The 16,145-nt window shown below is 55.0% G+C and carries 11 protein-coding genes; 1 reads left to right on the forward strand and 10 read right to left on the reverse strand.

Annotated features, from left to right (window positions below; genetic code table 11):
- Nucleotides 1–146: 146 nt before the first annotated feature.
- The 10 genes from ABIE48_RS19475 to leuC form a co-directional block, all read right to left on the reverse strand.
- Entirely contained in the window at nt 147–3,818 is a 3,672-nt protein-coding gene (locus ABIE48_RS19475; protein WP_192715582.1) for a dynamin family protein, read from the reverse strand.
- 188 nt (nt 3,819–4,006) lie between these two features.
- Nucleotides 4,007–4,279 (reverse strand): NAD/NADP transhydrogenase alpha subunit, encoded by a 273-nt coding sequence (locus ABIE48_RS19480; RefSeq protein ID WP_076170940.1) that lies wholly within the window; start codon nt 4,277–4,279, stop codon nt 4,007–4,009.
- Nucleotides 4,280–4,311: 32 nt separating this feature from the next.
- On the reverse strand, nt 4,312–4,986 hold the full coding sequence (nth, locus tag ABIE48_RS19485; RefSeq protein WP_076170938.1) for an endonuclease III: 675 nt from the start codon (nt 4,984–4,986) through the stop codon (nt 4,312–4,314).
- An 89-nt stretch (nt 4,987–5,075) separates the two neighbouring features.
- Nucleotides 5,076–7,811 (reverse strand): S-layer homology domain-containing protein, encoded by a 2,736-nt coding sequence (locus tag ABIE48_RS19490; RefSeq protein WP_192715583.1) that lies wholly within the window; start codon nt 7,809–7,811, stop codon nt 5,076–5,078.
- Between the two features lie 191 nt (nt 7,812–8,002).
- Nucleotides 8,003–8,710: a GerMN domain-containing protein gene (locus ABIE48_RS19495; RefSeq protein ID WP_192715584.1), complete on the reverse strand. Its 708-nt coding sequence runs from the start codon at nt 8,708–8,710 to the stop codon at nt 8,003–8,005.
- Nucleotides 8,711–8,741: 31 nt separating this feature from the next.
- A complete protein-coding gene (locus ABIE48_RS19500; protein ID WP_192715585.1) occupies nt 8,742–10,187 on the reverse strand; it encodes an N-acetylmuramoyl-L-alanine amidase family protein in 1,446 nt (481 codons plus the stop codon).
- Between the two features lie 282 nt (nt 10,188–10,469).
- The gene (locus tag ABIE48_RS19505) at nt 10,470–11,144 is read right to left on the reverse strand and encodes a GerMN domain-containing protein (RefSeq protein ID WP_192715586.1); all 675 of its coding nucleotides are present in this window, start codon (nt 11,142–11,144) and stop codon (nt 10,470–10,472) included.
- A 31-nt stretch (nt 11,145–11,175) separates the two neighbouring features.
- Complete coding sequence (locus tag ABIE48_RS19510; protein WP_192715587.1) at nt 11,176–12,678, reverse strand: N-acetylmuramoyl-L-alanine amidase family protein; 1,503 nt, start codon at nt 12,676–12,678, stop codon at nt 11,176–11,178.
- 295 nt (nt 12,679–12,973) lie between these two features.
- Nucleotides 12,974–13,576, reverse strand: coding sequence for a 3-isopropylmalate dehydratase small subunit (gene leuD, locus ABIE48_RS19515; RefSeq protein ID WP_105442141.1), 603 nt, complete (start codon nt 13,574–13,576; stop codon nt 12,974–12,976).
- 14 nt (nt 13,577–13,590) lie between these two features.
- On the reverse strand, nt 13,591–15,015 hold the full coding sequence (gene leuC / locus ABIE48_RS19520; RefSeq protein WP_116229744.1) for a 3-isopropylmalate dehydratase large subunit: 1,425 nt from the start codon (nt 15,013–15,015) through the stop codon (nt 13,591–13,593).
- 204 nt (nt 15,016–15,219) lie between these two features.
- Here leuC and ABIE48_RS19525 point away from each other — a divergent pair, with 204 nt between their 5' ends.
- A complete protein-coding gene (locus tag ABIE48_RS19525) occupies nt 15,220–16,131 on the forward strand; it encodes a LysR family transcriptional regulator (protein WP_076170924.1) in 912 nt (303 codons plus the stop codon).
- The last annotated feature ends 14 nt before the right edge of the window (nt 16,132–16,145 follow it).

A 16,145-nucleotide genomic window follows, 5' to 3' on the forward strand; every position in this document is an offset into this window, starting at 1 on the left:
AGCTAACGTCATTCATTCCTGTTTTGCATGGGGTTTCCGATGATGACCGGCCTTTTTCAACTGCGCTGTGGCCATCGGACCGACGATCTCGGCCTTCGAAACGGCTATCGCCAAATGCGAATCGGTGTCTCGCTCCGTGCAGTTTTCTAAGATGTCATTCGCTGTTCAATATGAAGCAGTTCGGCTGCGAGCGTATCCCACGTCTCCGGCCGTTCGCCCTGTTCCAGCGAGGCGGTCAGCGCATCGACCGTTTCCTTCAGCTGCTCCTGCAGGGCGCCGGCCTGCCTATGCTGGGCATCCCCCATCCGCTGCGCGTAAAAATCAGACAGCAGCCCTTCCTGAGCCGATACTTCGCGGCTCAGCGCTTCCTTGATCTGTTCTTCTACAGCCGCACGCATTTTTTCGCGTCCTCCGCCTTCAAAGAAAGCCTTCGGCGATTTAAAATAACCCCAGGCCGCGTTCCAGTCGACGATGCCTTCCAGCTGAACTTCCTTAAGCTCCGGCGTTTCCCACTCCTTTTCCTCCGGCGGATTCAGAACCAAACCGGCATCCAATGCGGATATATCCTCTGTCGTCTGTACGGCGGCCGCATGCACGATTTGTTTGCCTTTGTTCTCCAATCGAAGCGTCGTGGCCAGCAGCTCCTGTTCCAGCTCACGGACAAGCGTCCGTTCCAGCTCGCTTCCGCACCCGGCAAACACCCGCTTCAGCTGACCCGCATCCTCACGCAGAACGGAAGGATGAAACGTTTCGTTAAAAAAGTCACCCATTCCGAAACCGATCCGCTGTCTGACGTGGAACAGCAGCTCTTTCGTTTCCTGTGCAATCAGATTCCCCTGCTGCATTGTGGCAAACTGCCCGACAAGCCCCTTGGCCTGCTCGGCTGTCCGGACCAGCTCCTGCTTACGCCGCTGCCTGCTTCCTGCATCCTGCCGGGACAGACGCGCCCATTCCTCCGCCCTTTTCCGTGCAGCCGACACGTCGGATGCGGCGGCTTGGAGGGACAGCTTGGGCAGCTCTTCCCCGGCGAAGACTCCGAGCGCATCCTCAAATGCGCCGAGTCCCGATTGAGCCAGCATGGCTTCATCTCCGCCCAGCTTCGCCTCGAGCGCGGTCATGCTGGAGAGGGGGTAAATATGCGGCAGCCGGATGCCCCGGGCTTTCAGGTTGCCGTCCACATGCTTGACGACCTGCTCCAGCTCTTCTTGGGAAGCAGCCAGATCGGCCGCGTTGACGATGAAAAACATTTTATCGAGGGCAAAGCTGTCCTTCACCCGGCCGAGCTGGGTCAGGAACTGCCTGTCACCCTTTGAAAACGCGTGATTATAATACGTTACAAAAACGATGGCGTCCGCCTGCTTCATATATTGGAACGTCACGCCGGTATGGCGGGCGTGCAATGAGTCGGCCCCCGGCGTATCCACGAGCACGATTCCCTGCTCCGTCAGCGGAGAACTGTAATAAAGATCAATCCGGTCGACAAAGCAAGATTTGGTCTCATCGGCTACAAAAGAGCGGTACTCCGTCATATCAACGGTCTGAACGCTGCCCAGCAGCGGTTTCGCCAGTTCCCAGCCCGCGGCGGCCGCCTTGAGAAATCCGTAATGCGGCAGGCCGGCCGGATGCACGCCTTCCGGCTTCATCGAGCGTACCGCCTCGAGCCACCCGTCGCCTTCCGGCTTACCGAGCTGGAGGATCGAGAAGGAATACGCCAAATCGTCCTGGAAAGCCTCGGCCGACTTCATTTGCACCCTGGCCGTCCCGTGCGCATACTCGCCCTCAGGCGCCAGGATGCGGTTGATCGCCGCTGTCGTCGGATGCGGCGAGACCGGCAGCACGCTGTCGCCGAGCAGAGCGTTGGCGAACGAAGACTTGCCGGCACTGAACGCGCCGAACAGTGCCATCGTGAACGAGCCGCCGGCCAGCGCCTCGGCTCGGCCCTCCAGCCCCCGCGCGGCTGAAGCCAGCGCGGGATGGCGCCCCAGCAGCGCAGCCGCTTCGCGCAGCTGCGCCGCGGCCGCGTCAAGCCGCTGGCGGCGGCCCTTGGCCGCGCCGCCCTGCGGCCCCGCCCCGCCATGCGGGGCGGGCTTCACAGCGGGCGCCGCCAGCGGCGCGCCCGCGTCTTCCCCGGCCGGCTGCGCAGCCGGCCGGGTTGGGGCGCTCACCCGCGGCAGGGTGCCGGGGGTGAGCGCCTGGTGCGGCGGCAGCAGGCGCGCCGCCGCATCCTTGCGCGCCGCGATGGCCGCTGCCAGCTCCGTGTAGCGGGCCATCGCGGCGGACTGCTCCTGCAGCGCGGCCAGCTCCTGCTGTGCGCGCTGCTTGGCGGGCGCGGCGGATGCCTCGACATCCGCCAGCATCTCTTCCGCCGCGTCCAGCGCAGCGCGGCGGTACAGCGCCTTGATTTCTGCCGACAGCTTGCGGCAGTAATTCAGCAGGTATTCGCCGGACAGCACCGCTCCCGGCTCCACCGTGCCCTCCAGCAGTTCCGGCCCGATGACCGGCATCCGATCGGCAAGCTGCTTATCGCGTTCCTCGTTCCAAATCCGGTGGGACTGTCCCCAGCGGCGCAGCAGCTCCTGAAGATGCCACCCGATCTGGGAGGCGCACTGCTCGCGCAGCGAAGACAGAAAACCGTCCAAGCGCTCCTGCTTCTCCTGCTCCGTCTTCGCCCCGGAGAACAGAAAGCCTTTCTTGAAGCCCGGTTTGCGGCTTTCGAGAAACAGCTGTGCCCGGTCCCGCAGATCGGCCGGCGTCAGGTTGGCATTCTCGAGGAGTCCTTCCACCTCACGGCGAACCGCTTCACGCTCCAGCTGCCGGATATTCTCAAACCGGTCGATCTCCTCCCTGAGGGCGCCCATCTCCCGTTCCAGTTCCGCCGCCTTCTCGGCGCCTCCCATCTCCTGCAGCAGCTGCTCCATGTCCTCCTGCAGCGAGTCGGCGAACTGCGCCGTATGCTGCTCGGCGATATGACGCGCGGAACAGTCGATGCTGTAAGACAATAGCGGTCCCCGCTGGGCGATCAGCTCCTGCACCAGGCCATCCAGCTGAGCCCGCTGGTTATACGGATGCTCCGGATTCTTCAGCGAGATAAACAGCAAATTCTCGTAATGCACCTGCCACCGCTTGAAAGCCGCCTCCACTTCCTGGCGGTAGGTATCAAAGGATAGCTCCCGCTCCCGGTGCTTATCGATTTGGTTGACGATCAGGTACAGCGGTTTGCCCCAATCCGACAGGCTCTTGGCAAACACCAAATTGTTTTCGGACTGGACATGGTTATAATCCATCACATACAGAACGACATCCGCCAAATGAAGCGCGGAGTGGGTCGCTTTTTGATGGCCGTCATCCGTCGAATCCACCCCGGGTGTATCCATGAATACGCCGTGCTTCCCAAGCAGGGGAACATCATCCCACACTTCCACCGATGAATAGTCACCACCGTTGGTGCAGTACTCGTACAGTTCCTTAAGCGAGACTTGAAGCGGGTCCACGGTCTCTCTCGGGGCTACATCCCCTGCGCCTGCGGCCGGATAGATCAGGGCGCGCGGCTCGCCATTGCGGATGGAGACGACGTTGGCGCTGGTCGGAACCGGACCGGATGGAAGCACCTTTCGTCCGCATAAGGAATTGATCAGGCTGGATTTTCCCGCCGAGAAATGGCCGCAAAAGGCGATGGTCATTTCCCCGGCGTCTGCTTTATGTATTAAATCGTCTATGAGACTCGCCGATCTCGCATCGCCCCAAGCGGCAAGCTGCTCTTTCAGAGGCTGCAGCGCAATAGATCCTTGGCTAGCTGTAGTTTGGACAGTGAACGACATGCTGACTACTCTCCCTTGTGTCAATTGACCGAATGAGGCGGCTCATGACGCTTTTTGCCGGAAAACCCATTCAAATAGTTTTATTTTAACATTCCACCGATGGGTTGGAAATCATTTTGCCGGACAAAAAAAATAAAACCGAATACCATTCGGTTTTATCCTGGGCCTTACGCTGCATATACAGGCCGTTAAATCGACGCGCTTTCCAGTTCCGGAATCAAAATTTCAAAAACTTTGCCGTGCTGCAAAATCGTCAAGCCACGGGACTTGTCCTTCATGACAACGACTTCAGGCTTAACGGACATCCGGTCCAGGTAATGCTCAGGCACGTCGCCCGAATGGCTCACCGTGATTCCTTCGACTTCCTTCTCTTCGTTTTCGCTCAGTTTGCTTTCCACAACCGCGTCAAAAATATCGGAAAACATTTCAAAATTGTCTGTGTACACCGAAATGCATTTCATCTAAATCCCATCCTTCTCCATCTTTGTTCTTCCTATCCTGTATGTTCCTTATCTTTTCTGATTTGGGACGTCTTCATACGTTTTTTTCCTTCACGGCACACATCGAGCAGCGGACATACCTGACATTTCGGATTCTGTGCCTTGCAGTGATACCGGCCGAAGAAGATGAGCCTGTGGTGCGTGATCGTCCACTCATCCTTGGGAACCCGCTTCATCAGCTTTTTCTCCACTTCGAGCACTGAATCCTTCCAGCCCGCCAAGGCAAGCCGCTTGGATACCCGCTCGACGTGCGTATCCACCGCAATCGCCGGAACGTCAAAAGCATTCGACACCACCACATTGGCCGTCTTGCGTCCTACGCCGGGAAGCTGTACCAGCTTGTCATGCTCTCGTGGAACCTCTCCGCCGTACTGTTCGATCAGAATGCGGCACAGGTTGTGGATGTGCTTTGCTTTGTTACGGTACAGGCCGATTCGGCGGATATCCTGTTCGAGCTCCTCCAAGGGAACCGAAACATAATCCTCAGGCGTTTTATACTTTTGAAAAAGATCCTTGGTTACCTTGTTTACCGTTTCGTCCGTACACTGGGCGGACAACAGAACCGCGATCGTCAGCTCGAACGCATTGCTGTGGTTTAATTCACAATGCGCGTCAGGGAACATCGCTCCGATCGTGTCCAAAATATAGCGAACGGTTTCAGCCTTCATGCGAAGTACCTCCTGCAAAAAAAAACGTCCTGACGCGGGTAAGAACCCCGCATCAAGACGGTGTATCTTATGACCATTCCCAAAGCATACTATTGTTTCTGTATTTCTACAATCGTTCCATTGTTTAAATACAATACAATAGTATCATTTTCTTTCAGGGATTGCACGGTCAATATCGTGTCACCTTGGTGAATATATGCGCCAGGCGAAAGCGTGTATAGGTTGGCATCATTGACATTTTGCCGTTTCACATATATTTCCTTCGCATAACTGTCATATTTCCAGTAGGTTTGGGTCGTTACGTTCAGCACCTTGACCACGGCATTGCCGCTTTCGTCCTTGCGGACTTCGACGCGGTTGCCCGCAGCCAGGTTCCCCAGGCTCAGAGAGCTGCCGGCGTCATTGACGATTTTCGATCCGGTTCCCAGCTTGAACGTTTCCGTCGTCCCGGCATAATCCTTCACCGTAATGCTTGGCGATGCCGCTGAAGAATCCACCGCCGTGATTTGGCCCGTCGTCAGCTTAACGATTTGTGCGGCAGCCGCGTTTGTTCCGTTAAACGTCACGTTGAGGATCTGTCCGGCACGAATATCCGCCAGCTCCACAGCCTGTCCGTTATCTCCTGTCAGTGCGGCTTTGTCCAGATAGAACTGGCTCGTCACGCCATCCTTCTTCACCGTAATTCGGCTGCTGGAATAGTTCATGTCCACGACTTCAAATTGAACCGTCGATTTCAATAGAATAGACGAAATGGCATCCTGCGTCGCATTCAGCACGAGGGCGACATCACTGCCGATCTTCACGTCGGACATCGACGCGTTGCTCTTGCCGTATGCCTGTACGGCCGGATTACTGTATGGCAGCACGAGTGTTTCACCGCCAGGGGTTACCACAGTTATCTTCTTGGCAGCCGTATCGATCGCGGTTACCTTGCCGTCGTACTGGTAGATGACCTCAAGCGACAGCGCCCGGTTCGTCAGATAGCTGACGTTCACTTTACGGCCGGTCGTCAGCAGCGATTCGATGCCGGACAGTGTCGGATTGGCCGTGTTGTACACCAGCTTGGTTTTATCGTCAAGCGTCACAACGAACGGTTTTTTGTTGGCGTCCATCAGCGTGAGCAGCTTTGTCTTCGGTTCATAGGATACGACCGAGGCTCCGCGTTTTTGCTCCATCTGGCGGTTCAGCACTTCAATTTTGGTTACCTGCTCGTCAGGATTCAACGTAATTTGTACCTGGTCGCCAGCGGTGGAATCCGCGATCAGATCGCTAAGAAGCGGTGCGCTGATGCCGCTGATGACGATTTCCGGCTTGCTGGCAAGAAGCTTCACTTCAAGTGCTCCGCCATCCCGCTTGTAGGTGATGGTCGAGCCGTTTGCTCCAACTTCATACAAGGATCCGCGGATCGTACGCTCCACTCCCTGCTTTAATTCAATGGATTGAATCATGTTGTTCTTGATCGTGTAATTAATGGTCGAACCCGCTTTCAGTTCGGACGGAGACAAAATCTCATTCTGGTAACTGAAGAACGAGTTGGCATCCCAAGTGTAGCTCTCTAGATTGCCCGCGTCATTTTTGATGACGAGCGACTTGGTGGCCGTATCGATGCTCTGCAGCGTTCCGGTGCCCGTCTTGTTCACGATCCCCGATTTTACTTGAACGATGACCGTTTTCTTCGCGGAGCTGAACGTTTCACGAGATACCGATACCTTGCTGCCGACCGCGATGGCGGAAGGATCGATCTTCGCACCGTTCTGATCCAGGAACGTCGTGCCCGCATCATATGTAAACTGCTGGAATGTGCTGTTCGTTTCGATCCAGAGAATGTTCCCCGGAGACAGCTTCTGGAACGTTCCTTCCGTACTTTCCAGCTGAACGGTTGGATCCGTCACTTCCACATACCCTGCCTTCGTCCCGCTGCCGATGACCATCACTTTGGTGTACGGCTTCAGTTCCGTAAAGGCAATCTTCGTTTCCGAATCCTTTGTAAAATATCCGGTTGTCGCATCAATGGCGTAGCTCTTCACAGAGCCGTCTACATACAAATCAAGCTTATTATCGCTCAGCCCGGTGATGATGCCTTCGGCGGAGTTGTCGTACTTAATGTTGTTGTAGGCTTCGGCCCGGCTGAAAAAGGTCGCCAGCTGGGCGCGCGTAACCGAACCTTGCGGATCAAAGCGGTTACCATCCACACCGTTCGTCAAGCCCAGCTCCAGCGCAACGTTCACAAAGCCGCGTTTTGAAGCGGAAATCTTGCCGTTATCGGCAAACGTCGTGGCCTTCGAGGCTGCGGCGGAAGCTTGGCTTTCCTTGCCCAGAGCGCGGACCAGCACTTCGGTGATCCACTCCCGGCTCGCCTTCCGCTCGCCCCAGGTTCCCTTTTGACCGGTAGCCGCGCTTTCGGACGCCTTGTTCAGCAGGCTTTGCTGGAAAGCGAGTGCAACGTATGGCTTGAAATAATTATTTACGACTACATTCTCCGGCAGCGCAACGGCCGTGTCCGTGCTCAGCTTGTTCTGAAGCCCGGCAAAACGGATCGCCATCGTAACGGCTTCCTGCTGGGTCACATAATCGTTTGGACGGAACAGCCCTTTATCGCCGAGGATGATGCCTTGGGCAGCAAGCTTGTATATATGCTTCTCAGCCCAGAATCCGCTCTTGACGTCACTGAACTGACCGACGGAAGCTGCGGTTACACTTGCTCCGGTCGTCGCCGGGGTATCCGCGAATACGGCTGTGCCCGAGCTTAATGCCATCATACCGACCAGGACGGCGGAGACGACTTTTTTAGAAGGTAAGGAATGATTGCTGCGTTTCTGAACCATGATAGTGCCCCTCTCTGAAATAAATAGAAAGAACTAAAGCGGAGGCGCCCGTTCCCCGGGAATCATAGCTCCCACAAAGGATGCGCGGCGCTCCAACTTTAGTTCGATACTATCAGCCATGCTCTAGCTGTATATAATTCGACATCCAGGAGCCGAGCTCCTGCTATATTTCCTGAATTTCCCCAAAAAAATCAGTGTCTTGTCATCGGATGCTCCAAATCGACATGCCCCATCAGGCTTTCCACCTTGGCGCCGTCAACCAGCAGCTCGATCGACTTCACTTCGTCAAACTGGAACAGCGTGTTGTCGAGCGCGTCCAGGGCGAACTGCTCTCCCCCTGCACCAAGACGGGCCTCATCCGGCAGATGAATGTCGATGGTAAGCTGACCGTCCTTCATGCTCAGCGATTTAAGTTCCACCTTGCCCCAGAGAGGAACGAGGTCCGATTTGTCGCTGGCCTGCAGCGCTTCGAACGCCTTCTTATACTTTTCATCATCGCTGCTGAAGCTGATTTCCTTCTGGACTTTGTGCAAATCCAGTTCCTCAGGATCTGTATAATAGACATCGATATTCAAGCTTTTTTGGTTCGAATTCGTCGTTTGCGTGGACGTGGATTGGCCCTGGCCAGTCGCCTCTTGACCCTGTCCTTGCCCTTGCGAACCGGAAGAGGCCTGACCTTGGTCTGAACCTTGGTCCTGCCCGCTGTCGGAAGTAACGGCACCGTTGGTGCCTTCGGTTCCCGTTTCTCCGGCTGCCGTATCGCCGCCGCTGCCAGTCACCTGCTGATCGGAGGCCGTCTCCTGCTGCTGATCTGGTGCGGCGGTCGGCTTCTGGCCGCAGCCTGCCAAAGCAACCAACGCCAGAGCCAGAACCCCTGCACACCAAACTTTTTTATTCATTGACTTCCCGCCTCCTTGTTCCTGCGACTCATTATGATTTCACACCCAAATACTCTTTAATACCACTGACGATGCCTTTGGCAACCCGCTGCTGGAAGCTTTCCGAGAAAAGGGCGGCCTCGTCGTTTTTGTTGCTCAGATAACCGACTTCCAGCAGCACGGCCGGCATCTTCGTTTCGCGAATGACGTGGAAATTGCCGTAGCGAACGCCGCGGTCCTTCAGCCCGGTGGCTTGTACCAGGTACTTATGCATCACGTTGGCCAGCGCCTTGCTGGCATCCCGCTGATAATAGGTTTCACTTCCTGTTGCCACAGAGGAGCCTGCACTGTTCGCATGAATGGAAATAAACACATCCGCCTTCAAATCGTTGGCGATCTTTACCCGTTCGCTCAGTTCAAGGAACGTATCGTCGCTGCGGGTAAGAACGACATCGATGTTAGGATCATTTTTGAGCAGAGCCCCTACTTTAAGGGCAACCGCCAAGTTAAACGCTTTTTCTTTTTTGCCGGAAACGCCTGATGCGCCAGGATCCTGATCGCCATGGCCTGCATCAATGACGACGATTTTTTTGCCGCCTCCGCCAACTGGAGTGGAAGGAGTGCCGCTGTCTGATGTGTTCAAGTCGATGATATACATCCCGTTTTCATTGGTCAGCTTATAATTTTTTGCATAATTCAGATCAATGACCACGCGTACCGTGGAAGGATTATCGTTATACAGCGAGTAACGGACTTTGGATACATCCGGATAGCCGCTGACGTTGATTGAGCCGTTATAATTGCTGTCCAGCGGAGAAGAACCGCTGAATTGATCCGAAAATTTCGCGTTCGTCAGATCGATGACGACCCGATCGGGACCGGTCATTTTAAAACTGCTGGCCTTAACCGACCCGCTGGTTGCGATCAGCAGCCGGTTGTCGCTGAAGCTGAGTCCATTGACGAGCCCGACGCTGCTGTCGTTATCGCCGCTGCCGTTGCCGGGTACGGTTGTCCCGCCGTTGCCTGCACCGGTGCCGGCATTTCCGCTGTTTCCGGAATTCGAATCCGGGGTAATTAAATATACCACTTTCTTCACATTATCCCAGCTGACGGTCAGTCCCATTTGCTCACTCACAAAGCGAAGCGGGACGATGACCGTGTCGGTGCGCAGAATCGGCGCGATATTAAGTGCAACCTTACTGCCGTTAACCGTAGCATTCTTTTGATTAACAACAAGCTTTATGACTGTCGAGTCCTTTTGTATGGTTACCGTGCCGGTCTTCTGCTCCCATGCGACATCAAATCCCAGACTCTCTCCGACCACACGAAATGGGATCATCGTATTACCCTTCACATTTTCAACCACTGCATTACCTGTTAGCTTCAGCTCATTGTCATTCAAAAAAATCTTTGTGCTCCCTGCCGCAGCCTGTCCATTATGAGGAAACGCCAAAATGAAGACAAATATAAACGCAAACAAAAAACCAAACTTCTTCATTATTCACCCCTACCATTCTCAAATTTTTCAACTGCTTTTTGACGTTTCGGCTTCGGCATCTTCGACATCACCAGACATTTATTAGACGCAAGCCCCCTTGAAAAGTTGCGAATATATTCCTCTATATGCAAAAGTTTTACTATGACTTTGGATGGACAAAACCGGGATTTTATGTATTATCGATTCAAACACCCCTGCTGAAAAGCATGGTTTCCGCAAAAAAAAGCATGCCGACTCCCAATAGGAATCGGCATGCTTGTTCGTTATGATTGAAACGATGATCTACTCGCCTCTCTTGATCGGATGGTCGAGATCCATGTGGCCCATCAGACTCTCCACGGCTTGGCCGTCGACGAGGATGTCGATCGCTTTGATTTCATCGAATTGAAACATCGTTTGCTTGAGCGAGTCGAGAGCAAATTGTTCCCCGCCCGACCCCAGCCGGGCTTCGTCCGGGATATGAATATCCATATGCAGGAGTCCCGTATCCTTGTCCAGCGACATTTTGGTCAATTCGATTTTACCCCACAGCGGAACGAGGTCGGGGTTGCCGCTGTCTTGAAGCGCTTTGAACGCCTCAACGTATTTCTCAAGAGGAACCTGGAAGCTGATCTCCTTCCGGGCTTTCTTCAGCTCCATTTCCTGCGGGTCGGTGTAATATACATCAATGGTCAATTTCTGAAAGCTGGGTTGATCCTTAGCAGCCTCACCGGTTGATTCACCCTTGGTTTCCCCGGTCCCTCCACTGCTGTCATTGCCCGAATTGCTGCCTGCCGTGCTGTCATCCGGAGCAGTACCTTCCGTAACCGGCGGCGATGTGCTCTCGTCCGCTTGAAATGAGCTCGGTTCGGAAGCGCTCGCTGGCGGAGGAGGAGCCGTCTTCGCTTTCTGACCGCAGCCTGCTCCCACAATCATCACGGCGGACAGAAGAACTGCGCACCATATTTTTTTATTCACCATAACACTCCTTTCAGCCAAGTTCGGAATTCTATAATCCCAAATATTCCTTAATGCCGTTCACGATCCCCTGTGCGACGGACTGCTGAACGTTTTCGGAGAACAAGGTTGCCTCATCCTTCGGATTGCTCAGATAACCAACCTCCAGGAGAACAGCCGGCATTTTGGTCTCCCGAATGACGTGGAAGTTGCCGTATTTCACTCCCCGGTCCGCCAGGCCGGTAGCCTGAACCAAATACTTGTGCAGCACGTTCGCCAGCGATTTGCTTGCATCACGCTGATAATAGGTTTCGCTGCCGCTCGCCGCAGACGAGCCCGCGCTGTTCGCATGGATGGATACAAATACGTCGGCATTCAGATCGTTGGCTATTTTAACACGGTCCTTCAACTCGAGGAAGGTGTCATCGCTTCTCGTCAGAACAAAATCGATATTCGGCTCGCTCCCGAGAAGCTGTCCGACCTTTAGGGCAACCGCCAAGTTGAAGTCCTTCTCCTTCGTTTTCGAATAGCCGATCGTCCCGGGATCCTTGGCACCGTGCCCGGCGTCGATCACGACGACCTTCTTCCCGCTGCCCCCGACCGGAACCGACGGCGTCTCCGAAGCTAAATTCAAATCGACGATAAACATACCGTTTCCGGACGGATCCGGGTATGCGGCATAGTTTTTGGCATAGTTCAAATCAATCACGATCCGAACGGTGGACGGACTGCTGCTGAACAACGAATACCGGATCCCGGAAACGTCGGGATACCCGCTGACGTCCAGCTTCCCTTGAGCGTCGGCGCTCAAGGGGAGCGTCTCGCCCAGTGCTCCTGAGAATTGGGTCTGCGGCAGATCCACGACGATGCGGTCCGGATTTTTCATCGTAAACACTTTCGGGACCACATTTCCATCACCAGAGGTAGCGATCATCAGGCGGTTGTCGCTAAAACTGATGCCTGTCAGCTCGGCAATCCCCTCCTGGCCGGTCACGCCGGATCCTTCAGAACCGCCTGACGGAGCGGTGCCTTCCGAATTGCCGCTCCCCGTATCAGGAACCGGTATCGTGCCTCCACTGCCTGCTCCTGTTCCCGGATCGGCTCCCGACGGATTCGATCCATCCGTCGACAGATACACAGTTTTGTTGACGCCATCCCAACTGACCGCAAGACCCATCTGTTCGCTCACGAACCGGATCGGCACAACGACGCTGCCCTTCTGCAGGAGCGGCGGCTGATCCAAGCTCACCTTTTTGCCGTTCACGGTTGCCGATTTCTGCTTCACGACAAGCAGCATCTTGGTGCTGCCTTTCTGAATCGTGACCTTCTGCGACTTCTGCTCCCAATCTACGGCAAATCCAAGATTTTCACCGACCACGCGGAAGGGAACCATAATACTCCCGTTCACGTTGACAACCCCTGCGTCCGCAGGCATGTCCAGTTGTTTCCCGTCCAGCACGATCTCCGTGCCGCTTGCCGCCGATACCGACGGCGCCTGGGCGCCGACAATAAAGGCGAACATCAATAAAAACAGTAAAAAGCCGAATTTCTTCATGTTCCACCTCTGACAAACTGATTTTTTGCTGCTGCTCGTGACAAGCCGCAGAATGTATGTATGAAAAAAACATTAACGGAATTTGACCTGTAACAATTTCTGTGTGCTAATCTTATATTCCTGCTTGATTTTACAAATTTTTACCTGTTTTGTTTCCCGATTTATCCAAATATCGACCTCCCTTAACTCCTTCGGCTCCTCGGATATACTCCAGCGCCCAGCAAAAAAGCCCCCACACTCCTTATCGGAGCATGGGAGCTTATAATGAAGGGCAGTGCCCATCCGGCTGGATAAGTTACGCGAACAAGCGATCCGCGTGCTTTTGCTCATAGGCGGAGATGGCATCTTCATGCTGAAGGGTCAGGCCGATATCGTCCAGGCCTTGCAGCAGGAACTGACGGCGGTGCTCATCCAGGTCGAAATCGATACGCAGACCTTGGGCATCCGTGATCGTTTTGTTTTCCAGGTCAACGTTCAGCTCGTAGCCTTCATTTGCTGCCGTACGCTGGAACAGGTCTTCCACCTGCTCTTCCGACAGTTTAATCGGCAGAATGCCGTTCTTAAAGCAGTTGTTGTAGAAAATGTCTGCGAACGATGGCGCGATGACGCATCTGAACCCGTAATCCATGATCGCCCATGGCGCATGCTCACGGGAAGAACCGCAGCCGAAGTTCGCTCTGGAGATCAGAATCGAAGCGCCTTTATAGCGCGGCTGGTTCAGCGAAAACTGCGGGATGTCGTTGCCCTGCTCATCGAATCTCCATTCATAGAACAGAAATTGTCCGAAACCTGTGCGTTCGATCCGCTTCAAAAATTGTTTAGGAATGATGGCATCCGTATCCACGTTCACCCGGTCCACCGGAGCGACGAGACCTGTTAATTTCGTAAAAGCTTCCATGTTTATTCTCCTCCTTAGCTGCTGACCGCTTCCGTTTTGAAGTTCCAATCACGGACATCCGTGAACCGACCCTTGATCGCTGCTGCTGCAGCCATTGCCGGAGACACGAGGTGCGTGCGTCCGCCGCGGCCTTGACGGCCTTCGAAGTTCCGGTTGGACGTCGATGCGCAGCGCTGTCCCGGCTGGAGAACGTCCGGGTTCATCGCCAGGCACATGCTGCATCCGGCATCACGCCATTCGAAGCCCGCTTCGGTGAAAATTTTGTCCAGTCCTTCCTTCTCCGCCTGGATCTTAACGCGTCCCGAACCCGGAACGACGATCGCCGTTACCCGGTCGGACACCTTGTGCCCCTTGGCTACCTGGGCCGCAGCGCGCAGGTCCTCGATCCGGCCGTTGGTGCAGGAACCGATAAACACGTAGTCGATTTCGATTTCCGACATCGGCGTTCCCGGCGTCAGGCCCATATATTCAATCGCTTTTTCAGCTGCTTTGCGTTCGTTTTCGGTCGGCAGTTCCGCCGGCACCGGCACGCGGGACGTAATGTCCGTACCCATACCCGGGCTCGTTCCCCAGGTCACTTGCGGGATCAGGGTTTCCACGTCAAACTCCACAACGCGGTCGTATGCTGCGCCTTCGTCGGTGACGAGCTGCTTCCACTGCTCCACCGCTTGGTCAAAGTCGCTGCCTTGCGGCACGTATTGGCGTCCGCGCAAGTATTCGAATGTCGTTTCATCCGGAGCGATCATGCCCGCTCTCGCACCGCCTTCGATCGACATGTTGCAGACGGTCATTCGCTCTTCCATCGACAGCTCGCGGATCGCTTCGCCCGTGTACTCAATAACATAACCTGTAGCAAAATCCGTGCCGTACTTGGCAATGACGCCGAGGATCATGTCTTTCGCCGTTACGCCGGGATTGCGTTTGCCGACGAAGCGTACTTCCATCGTCTTCGCTTTGGCCTGCTGCAAGCATTGGGTAGCCAGCACGTGTTCCACTTCGCTTGTGCCGATCCCGAACGCCAGAGCGCCGAATGCGCCGTGAGTCGAAGTGTGGCTGTCGCCGCAGACGATCGTTTTGCCCGGATGGGTCAGACCGAGTTCCGGCCCCATAACGTGCACGACCCCTTGGTCAATCGTATCCAGATCAAAGAGTGTGACGCCGAAGTCGCGGCAGTTCTGCGACAGCGTGTCGATCTGCTGCTTGGAGATCGGGTCTGTAATGTTAAAACGGTCCTTCGTCGGTACGTTATGGTCCATCGTTGCGAACGTCAGCTCCGGACGGCGTACCTTGCGGCCGCTCAGGCGCAGGCCCTCGAAGGCTTGCGGGGACGTTACCTCGTGGACGAGGTGCAAATCGATGTACAAAATGCTCGGCTTGCCTTCTTCCTGATGAATCACGTGGTTATCCCAGATTTTCTCAAACATCGTTCTTTTACTCATCACTGTCACCTCTTCATGGTTTCGTTCCTTGGAAGAGACGCCGGACAGAAGGCGATTCGGCCCGGCAGCCTCTTGAATTACACTAAATATAGCATTTGCAGCTTAATTGATCCAAGATATAATATCTATAAAAGTAATAGGATTTAACTATCAAGAAAAGCGTGTTTTATCCGCTACTTTATAGAAAGCAAAGGAAGGTGTCTCATGGAACTTAGACAGCTGCAATACGCACTCCAAATCGCCCAAGAGCGAAATTTCTCCCGAGCCGCCGAGAAGCTGCATATCGCCCAGCCCTCCTTGAGCCAACAGCTGTCCAAGCTGGAGAAAGAGCTCGGGGTGCTGCTGTTCCAGCGCAATACGAGCACAGTGGAACTGACGCATGCCGGGGCTTCCTTCATGGAGCAGGCCCAAAAAATTATAGACGCCGTGGAGCTGCTGCGCCAGGAAATGGCTGATATCTCCCAGCTGAAGAGCGGCAAGGTGGTCATCGGCAGCATGCCGATTACAGGCGCACACTTGCTTCCGCATGTGCTACCCACATTCAAACGCCAGTACCCGGACATCGAAATCACCCTGCTGGAGGACTCCTCTATGAACCTGGAGAAACTTACGGCCGGAGGCAAGTCGGACCTCAGCCTGCTCTCCCTGCCGCTGCAGGAGCCTTCGCTGACATACGAGGTGATCGGCGAAGAAAAGATCGACCTCGCCGTACCAGAATCGCATCCGCTCGCTGCGAGAGCCAAAGCCGGGAAGCCGGTTCCGGTCCGGATCGATGAGCTGAGCGGGGAATCGTTTATCGTGCTCAAAAAGGGACAGGGCTTCCGCAAAATAACCTTTGACCTGTGCCAGCAGGCCGGTTTCGAGCCCAAGGTCGTCTTTGAGAGCAACAACATGGAGACGATCCAGTCGCTCGTCGCCACGGGCATGGGCATCACGCTGGTGCCGCGGTTTATCGCGCGGGCGCCGCGAAGCGAATTCGTGCCGGTATACCTTCCCCTTGCCGAGCCGGTGCCGAGCCGGACGCTTGTGGTCGCATACCGGCGCGGACGGTATTTGTCCAAAGCGGCGGAGGCTTTTATCGAAACGTTCAAGGATACGCTGAATGATCTGGTCTAAAAACGCGTAAAGGC

Source organism: Paenibacillus sp. OAE614, from assembly GCF_040546645.1.
Taxonomy (GTDB): domain Bacteria; phylum Bacillota; class Bacilli; order Paenibacillales; family Paenibacillaceae; genus Paenibacillus_AQ; species Paenibacillus_AQ favisporus.

Bases quoted from the DNA above. Each gene is read 5' to 3' on its own strand.
- ABIE48_RS19475 (WP_192715582.1), bottom strand. From the start codon at position 3,818: ATGTCGTTCACTGTCCAAACTACAGCTAGCCAAGGATCTATTGCGCTG.
- ABIE48_RS19525 (WP_076170924.1), top strand. From the start codon at position 15,220: ATGGAACTTAGACAGCTGCAATACGCACTCCAAATCGCCCAAGAGCGA.
- nth (WP_076170938.1), bottom strand. From the start codon at position 4,986: ATGAAGGCTGAAACCGTTCGCTATATTTTGGACACGATCGGAGCGATG.
- ABIE48_RS19500 (WP_192715585.1), bottom strand. From the start codon at position 10,187: ATGAAGAAGTTTGGTTTTTTGTTTGCGTTTATATTTGTCTTCATTTTG.
- leuC (WP_116229744.1), bottom strand. From the start codon at position 15,015: ATGAGTAAAAGAACGATGTTTGAGAAAATCTGGGATAACCACGTGATT.
- ABIE48_RS19510 (WP_192715587.1), bottom strand. From the start codon at position 12,678: ATGAAGAAATTCGGCTTTTTACTGTTTTTATTGATGTTCGCCTTTATT.
- ABIE48_RS19480 (WP_076170940.1), bottom strand. From the start codon at position 4,279: ATGAAATGCATTTCGGTGTACACAGACAATTTTGAAATGTTTTCCGAT.
- ABIE48_RS19495 (WP_192715584.1), bottom strand. From the start codon at position 8,710: ATGAATAAAAAAGTTTGGTGTGCAGGGGTTCTGGCTCTGGCGTTGGTT.
- ABIE48_RS19490 (WP_192715583.1), bottom strand. From the start codon at position 7,811: ATGGTTCAGAAACGCAGCAATCATTCCTTACCTTCTAAAAAAGTCGTC.
- leuD (WP_105442141.1), bottom strand. From the start codon at position 13,576: ATGGAAGCTTTTACGAAATTAACAGGTCTCGTCGCTCCGGTGGACCGG.